Source organism: Gordonia sp. B8661-1, from assembly GCF_059427765.1.
Genome location: NZ_JCAHRL010000007.1, coordinates 52,506 through 72,182, shown reverse-complemented (window position 1 = coordinate 72,182; position 19,677 = coordinate 52,506). Strand labels below are relative to the sequence as shown.

Sequence of the window (19,677 nt, the reverse complement as noted above, 5' to 3'; positions counted from 1 at the left end):
CGGCCGGTCACGGCAACCCGGGGGTCAGTCGACGGCCGCCGAGAACCGTGCCAGGGAAGCCGTGACCTCGCCGGCGACGACGGCATGTCCGGCCCGGGTGAGATGGATGCGGTCGGTGCTCAGCCAGCTGTCGCGCAGGCGTGCGGGATGAGCCCAGAACTCGGTGAGGATCGCGTCGTGTGCGGCCGCCACCCGGCGAACGATGTCGGCGAAGGCACTGAACTGTGGCCGCAGGGCGATCATCGGTCCGGTGAAGGCGTCGGCCAGGGTGAACATCGACAATCGGGCACCGTTCGCGGTCAGGTCGGTGCACAGGTCGTCGAGGTCACGTTCGACCGAGCTCAGATCGGCGCCGTGGAGAAACAGGTCGTTGCCGCCACAGCACAGGTGCACCAGGTCGGGGTCGAAGTCGAGTACCGCTGGGAGTTGCCCGGCCCGGACGTCACCGATGGTCGCACCGACCACACCGGTGTTGAGATAGGCGAGATCAGGGTGTGTCGACCGGAGATCGTCGGCGACGCGATCGGCCCAGGAACGATCGGCATATCCGGGCCAGGGGTCGCCGATGCCCGCGGCGATCGAGTCACCGACCACCGCGAGTCGACGCCACGGCAGGAACACCAGGGCCTCTCGATCGGGCGTGAGCACCATCGGATCCTCGGCCTCGGTGAGGGGTGTCGTCGTGGTCATCGGAGTTCCTTTGCTCGGTGGGGAATGGCGGCGGTCAGTGCGGCCAGGGCCGCGATACCGGCGGAGACCGCGAAGGCGGTGTGGAAAGCGGACAGCGATGCGCCCGCGTCGGTGGCGAGGATGGCGGCCAGGACTGCGACGCCCAGCGCGCCTCCGGTCTGGCGAGCGGTCAGATTCATGCCGACGCCCGTGGCGAATTGCTGAGGCGGTAGTGCGCGGGCCGCCGCCGCGCCGAGGGAGGTGACGATGAGCCCGATACCGCCGCCGCCGAGTACGCCGGCCGGAATCCATCCGGCCCGGAGGGCGGGCTCGTGGCCGAAAACATCGGTGCTCATGTACAGCGCGGCAGCCGCGAACATCAGCGCGCCGACGACCGCGACGGCACGTTGTCCGGACACCGGCATCCGGCCACCAATCACCGCGGTGACCATCGAGGCGACCGCACCGACGGTCAATGCCCCGGCCGACTCGAGCACCGAGTAATGCCAGATCTCCGCCAGCCACAGCGGTCCGGCGAGCAGCCACGCGAACATCGCGGCACCGAAGACGAATGAGGCGAGGTTGGTCAGCGCGTAGCCGCGATGACGCCACAGGCCGACCGCGATGGCGGGGTTGGGGTGCCGGCGCGAGCGTTGTAGCGCGAACCCCAGAAGGAGCACGCCGATGACGCCGACGGTGCTCGTCCGCCACGAATCCCACTGCCACTGCTGGCCTTCGGTGACCGCGGCGACGATCGCGCCGATCCCCAGTGCCGTGGCCGCGGTGCCGAGCCAGTCGGGCAGTCCACGTTCGCGGCCGCCGGGCCGGTCGGCCGGGGTGGTCAGGCAGAGTGCCAGGAGGATCAGGGCGACGGGGGCGTTGACGACGAAGACCGACCGCCAGCCGAACCATTCGACGAGTGCGCCACCGATGGCGGGGCCCACCGCGGCGGCGAACCCGCCCGCTGCGGTCCACGCAGCGATGGACGTCCCGATGCGTTCGGGTGCGGTGACGGTCAGGACGAGTCCGAGTCCGGCCGGAACCATCAGTGCGGCCGTCGCCCCCTGCAGGACGCGGGCGGCGATGAGCAGGTCGGGATCGGGTGCGAGCGCGCACAGGATGGAGGTGAGCCCGAATCCGGCCAGCGCCCAGAGGAATACGCGTCGACGCCCCAGAGTGTCGGCGATCCGTCCGGCCGGGGTGAGCAGTGCGGCGAAGGCGACCGCGTACCCGCTGACGATCCAGGTGAGCGTCGCCGTCGTGACGGTGGTGGAATCCCGGGCGGTGAAATCCCGGGCGATGGCCGGGAAGGCGATGTTGACCACGGAGAGGTCGAGGAAGGCGAGAAATGCTGCCCCGCACGCGACCGCGAGGGACAGCCGGGCCGATCGGGGAACGGAACTGCTGGGCGGCGCGGTGGTGTCCCGCTCCGAGATCTCGGTCATGAGAGGTCCTTCGATGATCCGTAGGAATAAGTACGTACGATCGTTCGGTTTGATTGACAGTACGACCGATCGTTCGACTTGGCAAGGTCCACATGCCACGATGAAGGGGTGAACGACGTGACGACGACGTCCGATCAGCGATTGATCAAGGGGGCAAAGGCCCGGGCGAGCATTGCTCGCCATGCCGCCGACGTGGCGTCCGCCGAGGGGCTGACGGGCCTGAGCCTCGGCCGCCTGGCCGCCGATCTCGGCATCAGCAAGAGTGGCGTCGCCACCCTGTTCGGCACCAAGGAGAAGCTGCAGCTGGCCGCGGTGCAGTCGGCCCGCGAGGTGTTCGTCGAGCATGTCGTGCAGCCGGCCTGGGACGAACCGAAGGGCATGCCGCGGTTACGTGCCTGGATCGACAACTGGTTGCGCTACATCGCGGAACCGGTCTTCTCGGGCGGCTGCTTCCGCGTGGCCACGACAGCCGAGTTCGACAGTCGGTCCGGCCCGGTGCGGGATGCGCTGCAGGCCGACAATCAGGACTGGATGTCGTTGCTGGAGAAGGAGATCCGAACCGCGCAGGCGGCCGGTGAGCTGGCGGACCGGGACGCGCACACGGTGGCGTTCACGCTCAACGCCGTGATCGCCGCGGCCAACACGGGCGCACGCATGGGGGACGATACGGCGATCGCCACCGCCCGCACCGTCATCGACGGACTGCTCGGCGGTGGCGATCCGCACACCTGACGGCTACTGCCGATACGACGACAGGAAGTTGCCGATCCGTTCGATGGCCTCCTCCAGATCACGCGCCCAGGGGAGCGTCACGATCCGGAAGTGATTGTGGTCGTCGAGGTTGAAACCGGTGCCCTGCACCACGAGGATCTTCTCCTGCAGCAACAGATCCTGGACGAACAACTCGTCGTCGTGGATCTCGTGGACCTCGGGATCGAGGCGCGGGAAGGCGTACAGCGCGCCCATCGGCTCAACGCAGCTCACACCCGGGATCTCGTTCAGCTTCTTCGCCGTGACGTTGCGCTGCTCGTAGAGCCGCCCACCGGGGGCGACGAGTGCGTCGATGCTCTGATATCCGCCGAGCGCGACCTGAATGGCATGCTGGCCCGGCACATTCGCGCAGAGCCGGGTCGATGCGAGGATGCCCAGACCCTCGATGAAGCCGCGCGCGTGCTCCTTCGGGCCGGTCAGTACCACCCAGCCGGCGCGGTAACCGCAGACGCGGTACGCCTTCGACAATCCGTTGAAGGTCAGGCACAGCAGATCGGGTGCCAGCGAGGCGACGTTGATGTGCTTGGCGTCGTCGTAGAGGATCTTGTCGTAGATCTCGTCGGCGAGGATGAGCAGCGAATGCTCCCGGGCCAGTGCGACGAGCTGTTCGAGCACCTCGCGCGAGTAGACCGCACCGGTCGGATTGTTCGGGTTGATGATGACGATCGCCTTGGTACGCGGCGTGATCTTCGCGGCGATGTCGGCGATATCCGGATTCCAGCCGTTGTCCTCGTCGCAGCGGTAGTGCACCGGGGTGCCACCGGCGAGGGTGGTCATGGCCGTCCACAGCGGATAGTCGGGTGCCGGGATCAGCACCTCGTCGCCGTCGTTGAGAAGGGCCTGCATCGTCATGGTGATCAGCTCGGACACACCATTGCCCAGGATGACGTCGTCGACGTCGAAGTACGGGAAATCCGGGATCAATTCGTACCGGGTGACGACTGCGCGACGGGCCGACAGCACACCGGCCGACTCCGAATAGCCCTGGGAGTAGGGCAGTGCGTGGATCATGTCGCGCATGATGACGTCGGGCGCTTCGAAGCCGAACAGGGCCGGATTGCCGATGTTCAGCTTCATGATCCGATGGCCCTCGGATTCCAGCCGCGCCGCGTGGGCGTGCACCGGTCCGCGGATCTCGTAGCACACGTTCTGCAGCTTTTCGGACTGCTCGAGTGGCCGGAGGTTCAGATTCTGGTGCGATACGTGCGGTCTGCTCACGGGTTCAATTGTCGCAGCCCAGCGCAAACAGGTTTTGCGCTGGGCTGCGACCCTCTCTTGTCTTTTACTTTCCGCCGGGGCGCTTCTTGCCCGCGGCGATCCCGAAGCCCTTCGCCTTGCTGGTGCCCGCCTCGGTCACCGCGCCGGTGTTGCCGGTGGACTCGGGTGCGGCGCCGTCGGTAGCGGCGGGCTCGGATGCCTCGGGCTCCGGTGCCGTCGCCTCGGGTTCGGCGGGTGCCGGGGCCTCGGTGGGTGCCGGGGCCTCAGTGGATGCCGGTGCCTCGGGTGCCGACTCGTCCGGCGTCGCCGCCGGTTCGCGTCGGGTGATGTTCGGCGCGGAGCCGGGACGGGCCTTACCCGCCGCCATGCCGAATCCCTTGGCCTTGGCGGGCTTCGCCTCGGTCGTCGCCGCGGAGGTGCCGGTGGTCGCCGTCTCCTCGGATGCGGCGGCCTCGGTGGTCTCCGTGGTCGCGGTCTCGGCGGGAGCCTCGTCCGCGGGAGCCCCCTGTGCCGGGGCCGGAGCCGGAGTGGACGCGGGTGCGGCCGGTGCCGACGCGGCGGCGCCCGGACGCTTCTTGCCCGCGGCCATGCCGAATCCCTTGGCCTTGGCGGGTGTCGCCTCGGTCGTGGCTGACGCCGAACCTGCCTCCGGAGCCGGTGCCGCCGAAGCGGTTTCGGGCTCGGCGGCCGGCGCCGAGGCAGCCGGCTGGGTGCCGGCACCCGGGGCCTTCGCGCCCGGCTTCTTGCCTGCGGCCATGCCGAATCCCTTGGCCTTCGCCGGTTTCGCCTCGGTGGTCTCGGCGGTTGCGGCCGGGGTCTCGGTGGCGGGAGCCTCGGCGGCGGGGGCCGCTGCTGCCGCGGAACCCGCTGCGGCACCGGGCTTCTTGCCCGGGGCCATGCCGAATCCCTTGGCGGCGGGCTTCTTCTCGGCGGGCGGTGCGGTCGCGGTGTCGGTGGCCGGTGCCTCGGCCTTCGCGGCGCCGCCCGGCTTCTTGCCGCCCTTCATGCCCAGGCCGACCTTCGGCTTCGGTGTCACGCCACCGGATGCCGCGGCTGCGGGTGCGGCGGCCTCGGGGGCAGCCTTCTCTTCGGTTTTCTCCTCGGCCGGTGCGGCCGCGGCAGCCGCGGCGGCCACCGAAGCCGGACCCAGGAACCGTCCGCCCCGCTTGACCTCGGGAGCGCCACGACGCACGGACTCCAGCAGGAGCTGTGCCACGTCGACGACCTGCACGGTGTCCTCGGCCTCGGTGCCGCTGGTGCGGGCGGTGACGCCGTCGGTCAGCATCACGCGGCAGAACGGGCAGCCGGTCGCGACCTTGGTCGGTGCATCCGCTTCGCCCTTGGTCGAGGTGTCGACGCCGAGCGTGTCGAGCGCCTCGTCGACGCGGTCGATGTTGATGCGCTTGCCGAGCTGCTCCTCCATCCACATGCGCGCGCCACCGGCACCACAGCACATGGACCGGGTGCCGTGCCGCGGCATCTCGGTGACCTGCGAGCCCGCGGCCTTCATCAGGTCGCGCGGTGCCTCATAGATGTGGTTGTGACGGCCCAGGTAGCACGGGTCGTGGTAGGTGACGCTCTCGCCGCCGACCGGTGCGACCGGGACGAGCCGCTTCTCCCGCACCAGCTTGTTCAGCAGCTGGGTGTGGTGGACGACCTCGAAGGTGCCGCGATCGCCGCCGACCTGCGGGTACTCGTTGTTGATGGTGTTGAAGCAGTGTGCACAGGTCACGACGATCTTCTTCGGCTGCTGCGGCGCGGTGCCGAACAGGTCGTCGAAGGTCTCGATGTTCTGCTGGGCGAGCATCTGGAACAGGAACTCATTGCCCGCGCGGCGAGCCGAGTCGCCGGTACAGGTCTCGCCCTGGCCGAGCACCAGGAAGTTGACCGCGGCGACGTCGAGGAGTTCGGCGACGGCCTTGGTGGTCTTCTTCGCGCGGTCCTCGAAGGCGCCGGCACAGCCGACCCAGAAGAGATACTCGAAGCCCTCGAAGGAGTCGACGTCCTGGCCGTAGACCGGGATCTCGATGTCCATCTCGTCGATCCAGCTGCTGCGCGCCGCCGAGGCCTGGCCCCACGGGTTGCCCTTGTTCTCCAGGTTCTTGAAGAGCCCGGCGAGCTCGGACGGGAAGTCCGACTCGATGAGCACCTGGTAGCGGCGCATGTCGACGATGTGGTCGATGTGCTCGATGTCCACCGGGCACTGCTCGACGCAGGCACCACAGGTGGTGCAGCTCCACAGGGTCTCGGTGTCGATGACCGCGCCGAGATCACCGTCGGGCAGCGCGCCGGAACCGGCGCTCTCGCCGACGAGCCTGCGCGACGCCTGGGCGCGCGCTTCCTCGGGGATCGCGTTGAGCTTGTCCTCCAGCACGTTTCCGTCGGCGTCGACCAATCCGGTCTCGTCGCCGGCCATGTCGGTGCGGCCACCGGCCAGGAGGTAGGGAGCACTGCCCTGGGCGTTGTCGCGCAGGGACATGATGAGCAGCTTGGGCGACAACGGCTTTCCGGTGTTCCAGGCCGGGCACTGGCTCTGGCAACGACCACATTCGGTACAGGTGGTGAAGTCCAGCCAGCCCTTCCAGGAGAAGTCCTGGATCTTGCCCGCACCGAACGAATCGACGTCCGGGTCGGCGTTCTCCATGGTCAGGACCTTGCCGTTGGACAGCATCGGCGACAGTGCGCCGAGCGCCACGCTGCCGTCCTGCTCGCGCTTCAGATAGATGTTGAAGAAGGCCGAGAAGCGGTGCCACGCAACACCCCAGTTGAGGTGCGTGCCGACGAGGAACAGGAACAGGCTGCCCGAGAGCAGTTTGATCAGGGCGAAGATGCCGACCATGTTCGGGCTCGCCGGGAGCAGCTTGGCCACCTGCATGGTGAAGAAGTCCGAACCCGCATTGCTGTGGTGATAGGTCGCGATCTTGCCGGCCTTCACGAAGATCATGCCCAGGCCCTCGATGAGGACGATGGCCTCGATCGTGTAGGCGGGGATGAAGCGGGAGCCCGAGAAGCGTGACAGACGCGCGGGCACCCGCGGATGGTTCAGCTGGCGGATGATGATCAGCGTCACGATGCCGACGACGGTGCCGATGCCGAGCAGTTCGTCCCAGAGGTGCCAGGCGAAGGAGTCGCCGAAGAACGGCCAGTGGAACTCCGGATTGATCGACTGTCCGTAGGCCTCGAAGAACAGCAGGAAGCCGCCGAGGAAGCCGATCATCACCAGCCAGTGCATGACACCGACGAGCGGGAACTTCACCATCCGGGTGTGGATGAGGAATTCCTTCATCATGTGCATGAAGCGGGGGATGACGGGCCAGAAGCGTTTGTTGTCGACCTTCTCGCCGATCGCGATGCTGCGAACGAGTCGGAAGATGCCCCGGAAGAACATCACCCAGCAGAAGATGCTGAGCACAATGCCGATGGTTCCCAGGGTCACGGTCAAGGGAGTCACGGGTGCGTACCGGCCTTTCCTCTAGGTCGTCCGTGCAGGGCTGAGCGCACGTGGGCCGACGTGTACTGCAGGTAACCGTAGTTCCTCGCAGGCGCGTCACGCTGCCAAGGCTGACCTAACTAACGCTCGACGCCCGGTAGGTCTTTGTACCCCAAATAATACTCACCAGTAACTTACTGTCTAGTCAGATATTTGGGCAATCTTCTCGAGTTCCTCGAGGGCGGTGTCCAGGTGGGTCAGAATGCGCTGCAAGCTGGGCAATTCCTTACGCGCGCCGATGATCCCGAAGTTCACCTGGTCGGCCGTCGTGGTGACCGTCACGTTCACCGCGCTGCCCTCCATCGCGATCGAGACCGGATAGGACCCGTCGAGGCGCGCCCCGTTCCAGTACAGGTCGACCGACGGTCCGGGCACATTGCTGATCATCAGGTTGAACTGCGGCGGCGTGTAGCGGACGAAGCCCGGCACCGTCGCGAAGGCGAGCGGGGCGATGGCGGCGGCGCCGAACATCAGCGCCTGCAGCGGTCCGAGGCCGCGGATGACCTGCTTGGCCTTGCGGGTGGAGGCGACGACGGTGGCGAGGCGCCGTTCGGCGTCGGGTTGATCGGTGGCGAGGTTGGCCAGGATCGCGGTGATCGCGTTGCCCTCCACCGACGACCCCGAGGTATGCATCGAGACCGGGAGGGCGGCGATCAGTGGTGCGTCCGGCAGGGCGTCCCGGTCGATGAGGTACGACCGCATCGCTCCGGCCACCATCGCGACGATCACGTCGTTGAGGGTGATGCCGAGTTCGGTACTGACGGCACGCAGGCGCGCCAGTGGCCACTGCTGGGCGGCGAATCGCCGGGCGCTGCCGATCGGGACGTCGAGGATGGTGCGCGGTGCCGGCGTCAGTGGTGCGGCGAACTCGTCGTCGGTGAACGCCTTCCATGCGATCTTCGCGGCTGCGGGCCCCGCGCCGACGACCTGTCGCGCGACCCCCGCGGCCTGCCCGGCCGCACCGACGATCCCGGACAGCAGCCCACCGCTTTCATCGGGGGCGTCCGTGCCGGGTGCGTTCGTGCGTCGCCGTCGCACCAGCTCGGGATCCCACGGCGCCGTCCCGGAGCGGTCGTCCGGATCGGGTGACAGCATGTTCTCCAGCAGTCGCAGCGCCGACACCCCGTCGACCAGCGAGTGATGGATCTTGCAGTAGATGGCCACCCGGCCGTCCTCGAGACCCTCGATGATGTGGACCTCCCACATCGGACGGTTGCGGTCCAGCAGCGCGCTGTGATTGAGCGACACATATTGCAGCAGTTCACGAATCCGTCCCGGACGGGGCAGCACGGTGCGGCGGACGTGATAGTCGAAGTCGATCTCGTCGTCGTGGGACCAGGCGAGATTGCCGAGCAGATTCACCGGTGACGCGGGGCGCTTGCGGAAGAGCTTGCGCACGTCGGTGCTGCCGTGAAACGTTTCGAAGATCTCCTCGGCGAGGTCGGTGGCCGACTGTCCCTCGCGCGGTACGAACAACTGCAGGCCCCCGACGTGCATGGGCTGTTCGCGTGTCTCGGCGACCAGGAACATGGATTCGGTGATCGGCATGTAGGGCATTGGCGATCCTCCCCTCGGTACGGCTCCGCCGGGCAGCAGCGGGCCCGGCTTGGCCCCTCAGTATCGGGTGCCTGTCGCCGGCTCGCGGCCGATTGCGTCAAAGCGGGTCGAAAGGACCACGTTCACCTGTCCGTTCAGGTCGTACCGTGGGACGGTGCATCCGGTGTCGCGCGTGGTGGTGATCGGGCTTGTCATCGTCGAGCTGGTGATCACGGTTGCCGCCACCTGGGTGTACGCGTCCGCGGCCGGCCGCTCGCTGGATGCCGGTGCGGTACCCGCGCATTCGACGGTGGTGGTGTTCGGGTCGCTGGTGCGCGACGGGGAGCCGGGCGATCCCGTGCGTGGTCGTCTGGACACCGCCCTCGCGCTCTACCGGACCGGGCGCGTTGATCGAATCATCAACTCCGGGAACGGTTCTGCGACGGCCGGCGACGAGCCCGCGGTGATGCGTGCGTATCTCGAGGCCCGCGGGGTGCCCACGTCGGCGATCGTCGATGACGGGGCGGGTATCGATACCGCTGCCACCTGTGCCGGTGTGCGCGACCGGCACGTACGGACCGCGGTCCTGGTGACCCAGGATTTCCATCTCGGGCGGGCGATCGCGCTGTGCCGCGCCGCAGGCGTCGATGCCACGGGCGTGCGTGCGGAGTGCGACTGTCCGTCGGCGACGATCCTGCGCAATCATCTGCGGGAGAACCTACTGGCCAATCCCCGGGCACTGCTGGGTGTGATCGTCGGCGGGGGTGAGTAGTAGCGGTCGTCCGATCGAGGGAATTTACTCACGGATCCGGTGTCCCGACCGGCTACTTTGAGCGCATGAACCAGTTCTCCCGGATCGAATCGATCGGTGCGTACGTGCCGGAACGCACGGTGTCCACGGCCGAATTGCTGGACCGGCTCCCGGACGAGGTCTCGCTCGACATCGAGGCCATCACCGGTATCGCCAACCGGCACGTCGCCGGCACGTCCTCCCTGGATCTCGCGGTCCGCGCCGCCCGGGATGCGCTCGACGGGTCGGCGTACGGCGCGGCCGACCTGGACGTCGTCATCTCCTGTTCGATCACCCGGACCGTGGAGCCCGGCTGTTTCACCCTCGAACCGTCATTGGCGCTGCGGATCTGTCAGGAGATCGGGGCGTCGTCGGCGCTGCACTTCGATGTCACCAACGCCTGCGCGGGAGTGCTGACCGGCATCAAGATCCTCGACGCGATGATCCGGGCGGGCACCGCGCGGCGCGGACTGGTGGTGAGCGGCGAGGACATCACTCCGATCTCGGAGACCGCGATCGCCGAGATCTCCCTGCCCTACGATCCGCAATTCGCGTCGCTGACCGTCGGTGACGCGGCGAGTGCCGCGATTCTCGACGAGTCGACCGATCCGGGCGACCGGATCGAGTACATCGAGTTGTTCACCGCAGCCGAGTTCGCCGAGGCCTGCCTGGGCATGCCGAGCGATCAGCGTCCGGGAGTCGCGCTGTACACCGACAATCGCACGATGCACAACGAATCCCGGTACCTGCTGTGGATGGATCATCACCGGGATTTCCTGGATGCGCGCGGCAGTACCTTCGCCGACGAGAATTACGACGTGATGGTCCACCACCAGGTGAGTGCGCCGGGGATCGCCTTCGTCCAGACGATCGCCGAACGTGAATTCGACACACCGATGCCGCCACACCTGAACATCCTCGCCGACCACGCCAACACCGCATCCACCTCGCACCTGCTGGTGCTCGCGCAGTACCTGCGGGACAAGGGGATTCCGCCGGGTTCGCGGGTGTTGCTGGTGCCCGCGGCCAGCGGGGTCGTCGGCGGCTTCGTGTCCACCACGATGACGGGGCTGGTGCAGCGATGACCGCGCCGGAGATCATGCGCAGCGCGACCGGTCCTGCCGTCGACGCGGTGACGGTCCGTGGACTGGCCACGGTTCGTGACGGCTCGTCCGCCATCGACCTGGCCGCACGTGCCGGGGCCGCCGCCCTGACTGATGCGGGACTGGACGGAGGTGCCGTCGACGTTCTGATCCACGTCGGGGTGTACCGCGACGACAACATCGTCGAACCCGCGGTCGCCGCCCTCATCCAGAAGCGGATGGGGATCGGCCTCGACTACGCTCGCGGCGATCATCGGATGTACTCCTTCGACCTGATGAACGGCGCATGCGGTGTGCCGGTGGCGATCTCGGTGGGTTCTGCCCTTCTGGCCACCGAGGCGTCGACGGTTCTCATCACCGCGTCAGACGCACATCCGGGAGGCGACCACGCCGACCGATCGCCGGACTTCCCCTATGCGCCCGTCGGTGCGGCCATGATCCTCGGCACCGGCGGGCACGGCATCGGACCGCTACGCGGTGCGGCATCCTCCGGCGACGGCGCCCCGGTGGGATACGCCATGATTCCGGAAGTGGGCGCCGCGGGCCGCCGCAGCATCACGGTGACGCCGACACCGCCGGAGTTGTTGCAGGCCCTCGTCGACGACGTGCTCGGGCGCGTTGACCCTCTGCCGGACATCGCCGCCGCCCTACCCGATGGCGTCACAATCCCTGGTGCACAGAGGGTTTTCCGTTCGGATGTCGATACGCATACGGCGGGTCCGATCACGGCCCTGCTGGCGGCCCGTGCGGCGGGTGCCGATCGGGTGACGCTGCTCGCAGCCGGCGGTGGGCCGGAGGCCGTGGCCGTGAACGTGTCGTTGGGGGCCGGATGACGATCCTGGTCACCGGCGCCACCGGGTTCGTCGGCGGAGCGGTCGCGCGTCGTCTCCTCGCCGACGGGCGGTCGGTGCGGGTGCTGATTAGGGATCCGTCCGCGACGACCGCCCGCGAATTGGATTCGGCGGGAGCGGAACTGGTTGTCGGTGACCTCACCGACCCCGACACGCTCACCCCGGCGGTACGGGGTGTCACGACGATCTGCCACGCCGCCGCTCATCTCGGCGATGCCGGACCGCTCGATCCGTATCGCGCGGTGAACCTGGACGGCACTTCGGCCCTCCTCGATTCCGCGGCCGCCGCCGAGGTGGAGCGCTTCGTGTTCGTCTCCTCGCCGAGCGCGTTCATGGCGCCGGGCGACGGTGATCGCCTCGACATCGACGAATCCGCGCCGTACCCGGATCATTTCGTGAACCACTACTCCGCCACGAAAGCCGCTGCCGAACAGGCTGTTCTACACCATGATTCGGCGATGGTCCGCTGCGCGCTCCGACCGCGAGCCGTGTGGGGACCGGGAGACCGCCGAGGACCGATCGCCACGCTGCTCGACCGGCTCGCCCACGGCCGCCTCCCGAACCTCGATCCGGGGCATCCGGTGTGGTCGTCGCTCTGCTACATCGATCACTGCGTCGATGTGTCGGTGTCCGCACTGGACGCTCCGGCGGAGATCGTCGACGGCCGTGCGTATTTCGTCACCGACGCCGAGCCCGTGGACATCTGGCCGACGATCCGGGAGATGGCTATGATCTTCAAGCTGCCTGCTCCCGGTCCACGGATCCCCGCCGGGGTGATCGCCGCCGTCGCGCGAGTCGCGGATGTCGTCTGGCGCCTGCCGGTGCTCGCCGGCGACCGCACACCGCCGGTGTCGCCGTATACCGTTGCGCTCCTGACCCGTTCCACCACCTATGACATCGGCGCCGCTCGACGCGACCTGGGCTTCGAACCGACGATTTCCCGCGACGACGGGATCGTCGCGATGCGTGAGTGGGTCGAATCGATCGGCGGAACAGCGGCCTTGGCGGCTAAGCGATGACCGGCCTGTGGGTGGTGGTCCCGGCTTACAACGAGGAGGACTGGATCTCCGGCGTCCTGGACGGACTCGCTGCCCAGGACGACGACGACTTCCGGATCGTGGTGGCGGACAACGCGTCCACCGATCTGACGACCGAACTGGTGCGGAACTTCGCCCGGGCGCATCCGATGATGTCGATCACGGTGATCGTCGAGGAGGAGAAGGGCACCGGTGCAGCAGCGGACACCGGTATGCGGTACGCGATCTCGCAGGGGGCGACTCACCTCGCGCGTACCGACGCGGACTGCATTCCGGAGCGGGACTGGATCCGTTCCGTCCGGCGTGGATTCGACGACGGCGTCCGATTGATCGCCGGTCAGATGCTGCCCCGGCCCGACGAGGACTACTCCCGGATCACCGCCGGATTCCTGTTGAGCCTGGTGGAGGTGGCCGCCTGGTTCGGCAAGCTGCGACCGGGCAACCGTGGCCCGCAGTATCTCGGTCCGTACATGATGACGGCCGGCTGCAACATGGCGATCACCGCCGAATTGTACGAACGCAGTGGAGGATTCCCGCGCACCCGCATCGAAGATCTGCACGAGGACCGTGCGCTGGTCAACGCGGTCCGCACCATCACCACCGAGTACGCCACCCGACGCGACGTGCGCGTACGGGTGTCGGCCCGGCGGGCCCGTGCGTGGGGTGTGATCCGAACGCTGGGGTGGTACGCCGACCATCGCTACCGTCCCGAGGTGGTGGATATCCGTTGACCCCGTTGACCGATGCTCTCCTGGATGCGTGCGATAGATACGCCGACCGTCCGGCCATCGAGCTCTCGGGACGTGACGTGCACACCTACCGGGAGGTCGGCGCGCGAATCCGCCGGGTCGCGCGGACCTTGGAGCACAGTGGATTCGGCCCGGGGCACCGGATGCTGTTCTCGATCCGGCCCGCGCCGGACTCGATGATCTTCCTGGCCGGGGCACTGGCCACCGGTGGTTCCATCGTGTTCGCCGATCCCGGGATGAGTCCGGCCCTGTTCGATTCCCGGGTCCGGTGTGCCCGTCCGAGCGTCGCAGCCGTCGAGTCGCTGGTCTACGCGGCAGGCGCCTGTGGCCCGATCGGTGCGCTCGCCCGACGCGCCGGACTCACGCTGCCCCACCTCGCATCGCTCGATCTAGCCCATATCCGATCCGGGCCCCGGCTTCCCGGGGTTCCGCGCACATCGGTCTCAACGCACGACGTCGGCACCGGACACGCTCTCGTTCCAGTCGGCGAGTCCACGGCACAACCGCTACCCGGCGAGGCCCTGGTGGTTTTCACCTCGGGTACCACGACCACTCCGCGCGGAGTGGTGCACACCCAGGAATCCTTGTTCGCCGGCTTCCACGCGGGCGCCGAAGCCCTGCATATCGACCCGACCGCGGTGGTGCTGACCGATCAGGCGATGATCGGCCTCCCCACGTTGCTCGCCGGTGCACGCTGGGTGTTGCCGCGCCTGGGACTGTCCACCCATGCCGGACCGGCGTCGATGGCGCGAATCCTGAACGGCCGCAGCGATATCACCCACGCCTTCGTCGTGCCCGGTGAACTTCCTGATGTTCTCGATCGATTGTCCGCGCCCCCGCCCGCATTGAGTGCCGTCCTGTGCGGCGGTGCACCGGTGACGCCCGGGCTGGCGAGCTTGGTGCGCAATGCACTTCCGGCCGCCGACCTCTACGCGATCTACGGCATGACCGAACTGGTGCCCATCGCCGTCGCCACGGGAACGGACAAGCTCGGGTGGACCGGACCGGGAGATCCGCTGGGCAGCATCGTCACCGGCGTCGGTATCCGCGTCGACGACGGCGAACTTCATGTCTCCGGCGCCGCGCTGTGCGCCGGATATCTGTCGCCCGTCGACGGCACGGTGACCACCGTGGACGAGGTCGCCACCGGCGACCTGGCCGTCGACACCGGACACGGTCTCGCCCTGATCGGCCGCAGCAAGGACATGATCATCCGTGGTGCCACGAATATCTACCCCGGACTCTACGAGCCGTTGATCTCGGCCATCGACGGTGTCCGAGAGTGTGCCCTGGTGGGTGTGGGTGGCGCGGACGGTGCCCCCGGTGATCCGGAGATAATCGGTGAACCCGAGGTGATACTGGCATTGGTCGTCGACGATCCTGCAGCGATAGGTCGTGTTCGGGCCGCGCTGGACGATCTCATCGACCGTGCCGCACAACCGGACCGGATCGTCGAGGTGTCGGCCATCCCACGTTCGGGGCGGACCCGGAAGCCGGATAGGGCGATGCTGTCGACGGAGCTACGGCGATGAGTGACGTCCGGTGGGGTGCATTTCTGCCCGAACTCGATTCGGCCGCAATCGATCGACTCGCGGCGACCGCGCATTCCGCACCCCGATGGATTCACCGATTCGTCGCACTGGGCGAGCCGGCGCCCGTATCCGAGTGGGCACTGATACGTGACTCCGGTGCGACGCCGATGGTCAGCGTGGAGCCGTGGCGGCCGGGCGACGGTGTGGCACAGCCCGATTACGCACTGCGGCGTATCGCCGACGGCGACCACGACGATGATCTCGACCGCTGGGGGGCCGCATTCGCGGAGTTCGGGGGCCCGGTGCTCGTCCGGTTCGCCCACGAGATGAACGGTGATTGGTATCCGTGGGCGGTCGGTGTCAACGGGAACACCGCCCGGGACTATCGAGATGCCTGGTGCCACATGCGGTCTCGTATCCGTTCGGCCGGTGGCGATGACGTCGTGTTCGTCTGGGCGCCGAACATCATCGCAGGTGGGGTCGCCGGTTTCGAGGACGCGTATCCGGGGGACGATCAGGTCGACGTCGTCGGGATCGACGGCTACAACTGGGGAGACATCGACGGCCACCGGTGGACCGAGCCGGCCGATGTCTTCGGTTCGTCGCTGGCCCGTCTGGCCGATCTGACGGGCCGATCGTCGGTGCTGATCACCGAGGTGGGATGCGCCGACGATCCGGATCCGACGCGGAAAGCGCACTGGCTCAATGCGTTTGCCGAGCTCGTGGACGGCCCCGGGATCGCCGGATTCATCTGGTTCCAGGTCGACAAGGAACGCGACTGGCGCTTCGACTCGAACGACGAGAGTGCCGAGGCGTTCCGGTCCGTCGTCGGCCGGTGATCACGCGTATGCGCGCACCGGCATCATCGCGCGCCACGGCCCGACCGTCACCGCGGCGCGAGCCGGTTGGATCGCAGTGGATCGCGGTCGTTCACGGGAAACGTTGCGCTGCAGAATAAGCCGGTTCCGTGACATCGCGGACACGCGATCGCTGTAGAGCGGGATGACCCGATGCAGATCCAGCTCGGTGTGGACGTCATGCAGTGGTGCCGACGCGCCGAAGACCCGGAGGTCGGACCGATGCCGTCGCGCCTTGCGCAGCGCATGGATGAGTTCGGCCATACCGGCCGCGGTGGCGTATTCGACCTCGGAGCCGTCGAGGAGGATCAGCTCGGTGGCTTCCGTGGCCACCCGTGCGACATCGGCGGTCAGCGCGGAGGTGCCGTCGAGCCGGGCACGAGCGGTGAGTGTGACGACGGCGTCGGAGTCGGGGAGAGCGACAAGGGAACCGGGCAACGTTCCTCCTCGATGATCGTGGTGGTGGCAGGCGGAGTGGGGGCATATCCGCGATACCGGGCGGCCTGGACGACCACGCTCAGGAGCGCGATGTCGATGGCCACCCAGATCAGGGAGACGTAGGTGGGGGCCGCCGGTGCGTGGCCCGAGAGAGCCCGGTACACCCCGTACACGGCCGCGGCCGCGAGTGCGGCCATCACGAGGATCTGGAGTCGAACCGGCGAATAGTCGGCGCGTGCGTCGGCGGTGCGATCCTTGGGGGTCACGGAGAACTCGAGGGACCGACCGAAGAATGCGGCCCCGGCGGCGGACAGCGTTGCGGCGATCCACGTCGGGAACAGTGCGAAGGCGTACTGCTGGCCGCGCCATAGCCCGCGGCTGCCGTGCCCGGTCACGAGCTGCAGGACCTGGCAGGCTACGAAGAACGGCAGGAAGCGCAGGGCGAACTCGAGCGGCTCCGCGTCGACGGGGAAGACCCCGGACGTCAGGAAGACCAGGGGCGCGACGATATACACCACGGCGGAGAATCCGCTGAGGTAGGAGGTCATCGTCGAGAGGTACATGATGCGCTGGGGCAGCGACAAACCGCGGACGAACAGCGGATTGCGCGTGAAGAACACCTGCATGGTGCCGGCTGCCCAGCGCCGCCGCTGTCCGAGCATCGTCCGAAGGTCTTCCGGCGCAAGACCGTTCACCAGGACTTCGTGATGGTAGACGCTGCGCCAGCCATCGCCGTGCAGGTGCATCGCGGTCGCCATGTCCTCGGTGACCGTGGAGATGTCGACGGGGTGGATGGCGAGTGCCTGATCGATACGCGACACCTCGACGGACTCGGCGATCGACTCCAGGGTTTCCACGTCGCAGGACCACAGGCGATAGTGCGCGGCGATCTCGTCGAAGCGTCGTCGCAGGTCGATGCTGATGTCGGAGAGCACCTCGCCCCGGCGCGCGTGCCGGTCGGCGGCGGCCACCACGTCGAGTGCTTCGCGCCAGGCCACCTTGCCCGCCTTCGGTGCGTTGCGGGCCTTGTCGGACAGCAGGATCCGGGCGTCGCGAAGGCGGGAACGCAGCTCACCCGAGGCATCGTGCGCGTACCGCCGTACGCCCAGGGTCATCAAAGCCTCGCGCCGCAGCACCGCGTTGGAGCCACAGAAGAAGGCGGCGTCCCAGCCGTCCTTGCCCTGCTGGATCGGGCCGTAGAAGAGATCCGCGCGGCAACCGAGGGGATCGTTGTCGGGGAGATTCCAGAAGTGCTGCGGCGTCTGGACGAACGCCACCGACTCGTCATCGAAGTAGCCGATGGTGTGTTCGAGGAAGGCGGGGTCCGGAATCTGGTCGGCGTCGAGAATGGCGATGAGTTCGCCGGACGTCCGGAACAGCGCGTTGTTGATGTTGCCGGCCTTCGCGAACCGTGAGTGACCATCCCAGTCCGGGCCCCGATCGAGGTAGCCGACGCCGATGCGTTCGGCGGCCGCGCGGAATTCGGGCCGGTCCCCGTCGTCGAGAATCCACGTGTTGTGGGGATAGCGCATGTCGCGTGCCGCGACGGCGGTGGTGAGCACCATGTCGAGGGGCTCGTTGTAGGTCGTGATGAACACGTCGACGCTGATGTCCGGGCGGGGTTCGGGTGGCGGCGGACGTCGCCGGGCCCGCCAGGAGAGGAAGGCGAACAGCACGGACTCGCTCAGGCTGTACGTTTCGGCGATCACCAGCGGTATTGCGATCCACCAGGCCGCCCAGTTGATGGAGTCCGACCAGCGCCAACCGATATACGCCAATCCGAAGACGGCCACCGCGAGCGCGAATACGCGTGCAGTCACCAGGCGCCCTGCTGTCATCGTTCCCCCCGGAATTGGCCCCCCGCCAATGGTCTAGTTGGGGGTTATGTCTACCGGGGAGTCCGATTCGTTACAAGGGTCGGCGAACGGGTTCACACGAGTGGACTAATCAGGTCGTGACACGGCGAAACGGTAGTCTGACGGGCAGACGTTCACGCCCGGTCAGGTACTTGGAACCGGGCAGGCGGCGCAGGATCTCCACGATCAGCAACGACCCGGCGAGGGTCAGCACGTAGGTGACGAGCGTGCCCCACGGCTGCCCCAGGGAGGCAACCAGCCAGGGGCGGTCGCCGGACTGCGGCCGCAGCAGGAAGAACAGCACCATCACGTGCACGAGGAAGACGCTGAACGATCGATTCGAGGCATAGCTGACGACGCGTGCGAAACGCGGGGTGTACGTCCGCCAGTCCTCGCCCCATCGCAGCGCGGCGGCATACAGGCAGGCGATCGCGACGACCAGGAAGGGCAGCAGGGTGGGGAAGAACGCGGAGTTGTTGTCGTGCACCGGCTTTCCGGCCCAGTGAATACCTGCCAGGTAACTGCCGACCGCGATCGAGCCGGTCACCAGCAGTGCGCCGAACAGCAGCCATCCCTTGCCGCGCAACCACTTTCCGATCGCCTCACGGTGCACCGCGGCGACGGCGCCGTACAGGATCGAGAACTGGTAGGGAACGAAGGTCGCGTAGTGGTGCCACCAGTACTCGGCGATCGGCGGGGACGGCTGCCAGTACGTGATCGTCAGGGTGATGCCGAGTTGCGCGACGAGACTCACCGCGAGCAGCGCGGCATGATGTCCTGCCGTCGCCCGGATGAGCCAAAGGACAAGGGGGAACAGCAGATACACCTGCAGCATGACGAACAGGAAGTACATCTGGAACCCCGACAGTCCCCAGATCGCGAGGTGGAAGAACTCGTCGAGGTTCATCGGCACGTCCATCAGACGTCCGTTGGCCCACATCGCCTGAACCACCCAGTAGATGAACGACCACGCGAGGTATGGCCAGATCACCAGCCCGATTCGCTTGCGCCAGAAGCCGATCGTGTCGAAGTTCGACTTGTCGAAGTTCTGGTACATCAAGACGAAGCCGGTGAGCGCGAAGAACATGTTACGTGTGACGTGCATGAGCAGCGACGTCGAATTCACCGCGACGCTACCGAATTCGTCGGTGGTCATGGTGAGGCAGTGCACGAAGATGACCAAGGAGAACGTGGTCATCCGGATCAGATCGAGATGATGCAGGTATGCGCGACGGACGGGGCCGCGAGCGGCCGCCGACGATGCCGGCGCGGTGGCGGTGAGCGCGGATTCCGATGTGCCGCCGCGTCGATCCGATGTGATCGTGGTCATACGTG

The 19,677-nt window shown here is 67.5% G+C and carries 16 protein-coding genes; 8 read left to right on the top strand and 8 right to left on the bottom strand.

The genetic code is table 11. The annotated features are described in order from the left end of the window. Positions 1-24 precede the first annotated feature (24 nt). Positions 25-690 carry an SGNH/GDSL hydrolase family protein gene (locus tag AC4JJG_RS15235; protein WP_495398602.1) on the bottom strand — a complete coding sequence of 222 codons (666 nt, stop codon included), beginning with the start codon at positions 688-690 and terminating at the stop codon, positions 25-27. After that, positions 687-2,114 (bottom strand): MFS transporter, encoded by a 1,428-nt coding sequence (locus tag AC4JJG_RS15230; RefSeq protein ID WP_495398603.1) that lies wholly within the window; start codon positions 2,112-2,114, stop codon positions 687-689. Before AC4JJG_RS15230 ends, AC4JJG_RS15235 begins: the two co-directional genes overlap by 4 nt. Before the next feature lie 108 nt (positions 2,115-2,222). On the opposite strand from AC4JJG_RS15230, the gene AC4JJG_RS15225 reads away from it, so the two are divergent. Continuing rightward, complete coding sequence (locus AC4JJG_RS15225; protein WP_495398604.1) at positions 2,223-2,846, top strand: TetR/AcrR family transcriptional regulator; 624 nt, start codon at positions 2,223-2,225, stop codon at positions 2,844-2,846. Positions 2,847-2,849: 3 nt separating this feature from the next. On the opposite strand, the gene AC4JJG_RS15220 is transcribed toward AC4JJG_RS15225, so the two are convergent. The 3 genes from AC4JJG_RS15220 to AC4JJG_RS15210 all read right to left on the bottom strand — a co-directional run bounded on the left by AC4JJG_RS15220 (position 2,850) and on the right by AC4JJG_RS15210 (position 9,150). Then, positions 2,850-4,103 carry a pyridoxal phosphate-dependent aminotransferase gene (locus AC4JJG_RS15220; RefSeq protein ID WP_495398605.1) on the bottom strand — a complete coding sequence of 418 codons (1,254 nt, stop codon included), beginning with the start codon at positions 4,101-4,103 and terminating at the stop codon, positions 2,850-2,852. 64 nt (positions 4,104-4,167) lie between these two features. Then, positions 4,168-7,554 (bottom strand): (Fe-S)-binding protein, encoded by a 3,387-nt coding sequence (locus tag AC4JJG_RS15215; RefSeq protein WP_495398606.1) that lies wholly within the window; start codon positions 7,552-7,554, stop codon positions 4,168-4,170. A 180-nt stretch (positions 7,555-7,734) separates the two neighbouring features. Beyond that, a complete protein-coding gene (locus AC4JJG_RS15210; RefSeq protein WP_495398607.1) occupies positions 7,735-9,150 on the bottom strand; it encodes a WS/DGAT/MGAT family O-acyltransferase in 1,416 nt (471 codons plus the stop codon). Between the two features lie 154 nt (positions 9,151-9,304). Here AC4JJG_RS15210 and AC4JJG_RS15205 point away from each other — a divergent pair, with 154 nt between their 5' ends. The 7 genes from AC4JJG_RS15205 to AC4JJG_RS15175 all read left to right on the top strand — a co-directional run bounded on the left by AC4JJG_RS15205 (position 9,305) and on the right by AC4JJG_RS15175 (position 16,030). After that, positions 9,305-9,901: a SanA/YdcF family protein gene (locus tag AC4JJG_RS15205; RefSeq protein WP_495398608.1), complete on the top strand. Its 597-nt coding sequence runs from the start codon at positions 9,305-9,307 to the stop codon at positions 9,899-9,901. 65 nt (positions 9,902-9,966) lie between these two features. After that, a complete protein-coding gene (locus AC4JJG_RS15200; RefSeq protein WP_495398609.1) occupies positions 9,967-11,004 on the top strand; it encodes a 3-oxoacyl-ACP synthase III family protein in 1,038 nt (345 codons plus the stop codon). After that, positions 11,001-11,855 (top strand): hypothetical protein, encoded by an 855-nt coding sequence (locus AC4JJG_RS15195; protein WP_495398610.1) that lies wholly within the window; start codon positions 11,001-11,003, stop codon positions 11,853-11,855. The genes AC4JJG_RS15200 and AC4JJG_RS15195 overlap by 4 nt, the downstream gene beginning before the upstream one ends. Then, on the top strand, positions 11,852-12,892 hold the full coding sequence (locus AC4JJG_RS15190) for an NAD-dependent epimerase/dehydratase family protein (protein ID WP_495398611.1): 1,041 nt from the start codon (positions 11,852-11,854) through the stop codon (positions 12,890-12,892). The genes AC4JJG_RS15195 and AC4JJG_RS15190 overlap by 4 nt, the downstream gene beginning before the upstream one ends. Then, positions 12,889-13,641, top strand: coding sequence for a glycosyltransferase family 2 protein (locus AC4JJG_RS15185; RefSeq protein ID WP_495398612.1), 753 nt, complete (start codon positions 12,889-12,891; stop codon positions 13,639-13,641). Before AC4JJG_RS15190 ends, AC4JJG_RS15185 begins: the two co-directional genes overlap by 4 nt. After that, the gene (locus AC4JJG_RS15180) at positions 13,638-15,191 is read left to right on the top strand and encodes a class I adenylate-forming enzyme family protein (protein ID WP_495398613.1); all 1,554 of its coding nucleotides are present in this window, start codon (positions 13,638-13,640) and stop codon (positions 15,189-15,191) included. Before AC4JJG_RS15185 ends, AC4JJG_RS15180 begins: the two co-directional genes overlap by 4 nt. Continuing rightward, complete coding sequence (locus AC4JJG_RS15175) at positions 15,188-16,030, top strand: glycoside hydrolase family 26 protein (protein WP_495398614.1); 843 nt, start codon at positions 15,188-15,190, stop codon at positions 16,028-16,030. Before AC4JJG_RS15180 ends, AC4JJG_RS15175 begins: the two co-directional genes overlap by 4 nt. Here the strand turns inward: AC4JJG_RS15175 and AC4JJG_RS15170 are convergent, their stop codons facing one another. The 3 genes from AC4JJG_RS15170 to AC4JJG_RS15160 form a co-directional block, all read right to left on the bottom strand. Then, the gene (locus AC4JJG_RS15170; RefSeq protein ID WP_495398615.1) at positions 16,031-16,486 is read right to left on the bottom strand and encodes an STAS domain-containing protein; all 456 of its coding nucleotides are present in this window, start codon (positions 16,484-16,486) and stop codon (positions 16,031-16,033) included. Further along, positions 16,399-18,306: a glycosyltransferase family 2 protein gene (locus AC4JJG_RS15165; RefSeq protein ID WP_495398616.1), complete on the bottom strand. Its 1,908-nt coding sequence runs from the start codon at positions 18,304-18,306 to the stop codon at positions 16,399-16,401. The genes AC4JJG_RS15170 and AC4JJG_RS15165 overlap by 88 nt, the downstream gene beginning before the upstream one ends. A 127-nt stretch (positions 18,307-18,433) precedes the next feature. After that, positions 18,434-19,672, bottom strand: a complete 1,239-nt coding sequence (locus AC4JJG_RS15160) for an acyltransferase (protein ID WP_495398617.1) — start codon at positions 19,670-19,672, stop codon at positions 18,434-18,436. Positions 19,673-19,677: the final 5 nt, after the last annotated feature.

What these genes read in the sequence shown, in the direction of transcription:
- AC4JJG_RS15185 (WP_495398612.1), top strand. Translation starts at nt 12,889, where the DNA reads ATGACCGGCCTGTGGGTGGTGGTCCCGGCTTACAACGAGGAGGACTGG.
- AC4JJG_RS15235 (WP_495398602.1), bottom strand. Translation starts at nt 690, where the DNA reads ATGACCACGACGACACCCCTCACCGAGGCCGAGGATCCGATGGTGCTC.
- AC4JJG_RS15195 (WP_495398610.1), top strand. Translation starts at nt 11,001, where the DNA reads ATGACCGCGCCGGAGATCATGCGCAGCGCGACCGGTCCTGCCGTCGAC.
- AC4JJG_RS15230 (WP_495398603.1), bottom strand. Translation starts at nt 2,114, where the DNA reads ATGACCGAGATCTCGGAGCGGGACACCACCGCGCCGCCCAGCAGTTCC.
- AC4JJG_RS15190 (WP_495398611.1), top strand. Translation starts at nt 11,852, where the DNA reads ATGACGATCCTGGTCACCGGCGCCACCGGGTTCGTCGGCGGAGCGGTC.
- AC4JJG_RS15200 (WP_495398609.1), top strand. Translation starts at nt 9,967, where the DNA reads ATGAACCAGTTCTCCCGGATCGAATCGATCGGTGCGTACGTGCCGGAA.
- AC4JJG_RS15160 (WP_495398617.1), bottom strand. Translation starts at nt 19,672, where the DNA reads ATGACCACGATCACATCGGATCGACGCGGCGGCACATCGGAATCCGCG.
- AC4JJG_RS15175 (WP_495398614.1), top strand. Translation starts at nt 15,188, where the DNA reads ATGAGTGACGTCCGGTGGGGTGCATTTCTGCCCGAACTCGATTCGGCC.
- AC4JJG_RS15210 (WP_495398607.1), bottom strand. Translation starts at nt 9,150, where the DNA reads ATGCCCTACATGCCGATCACCGAATCCATGTTCCTGGTCGCCGAGACA.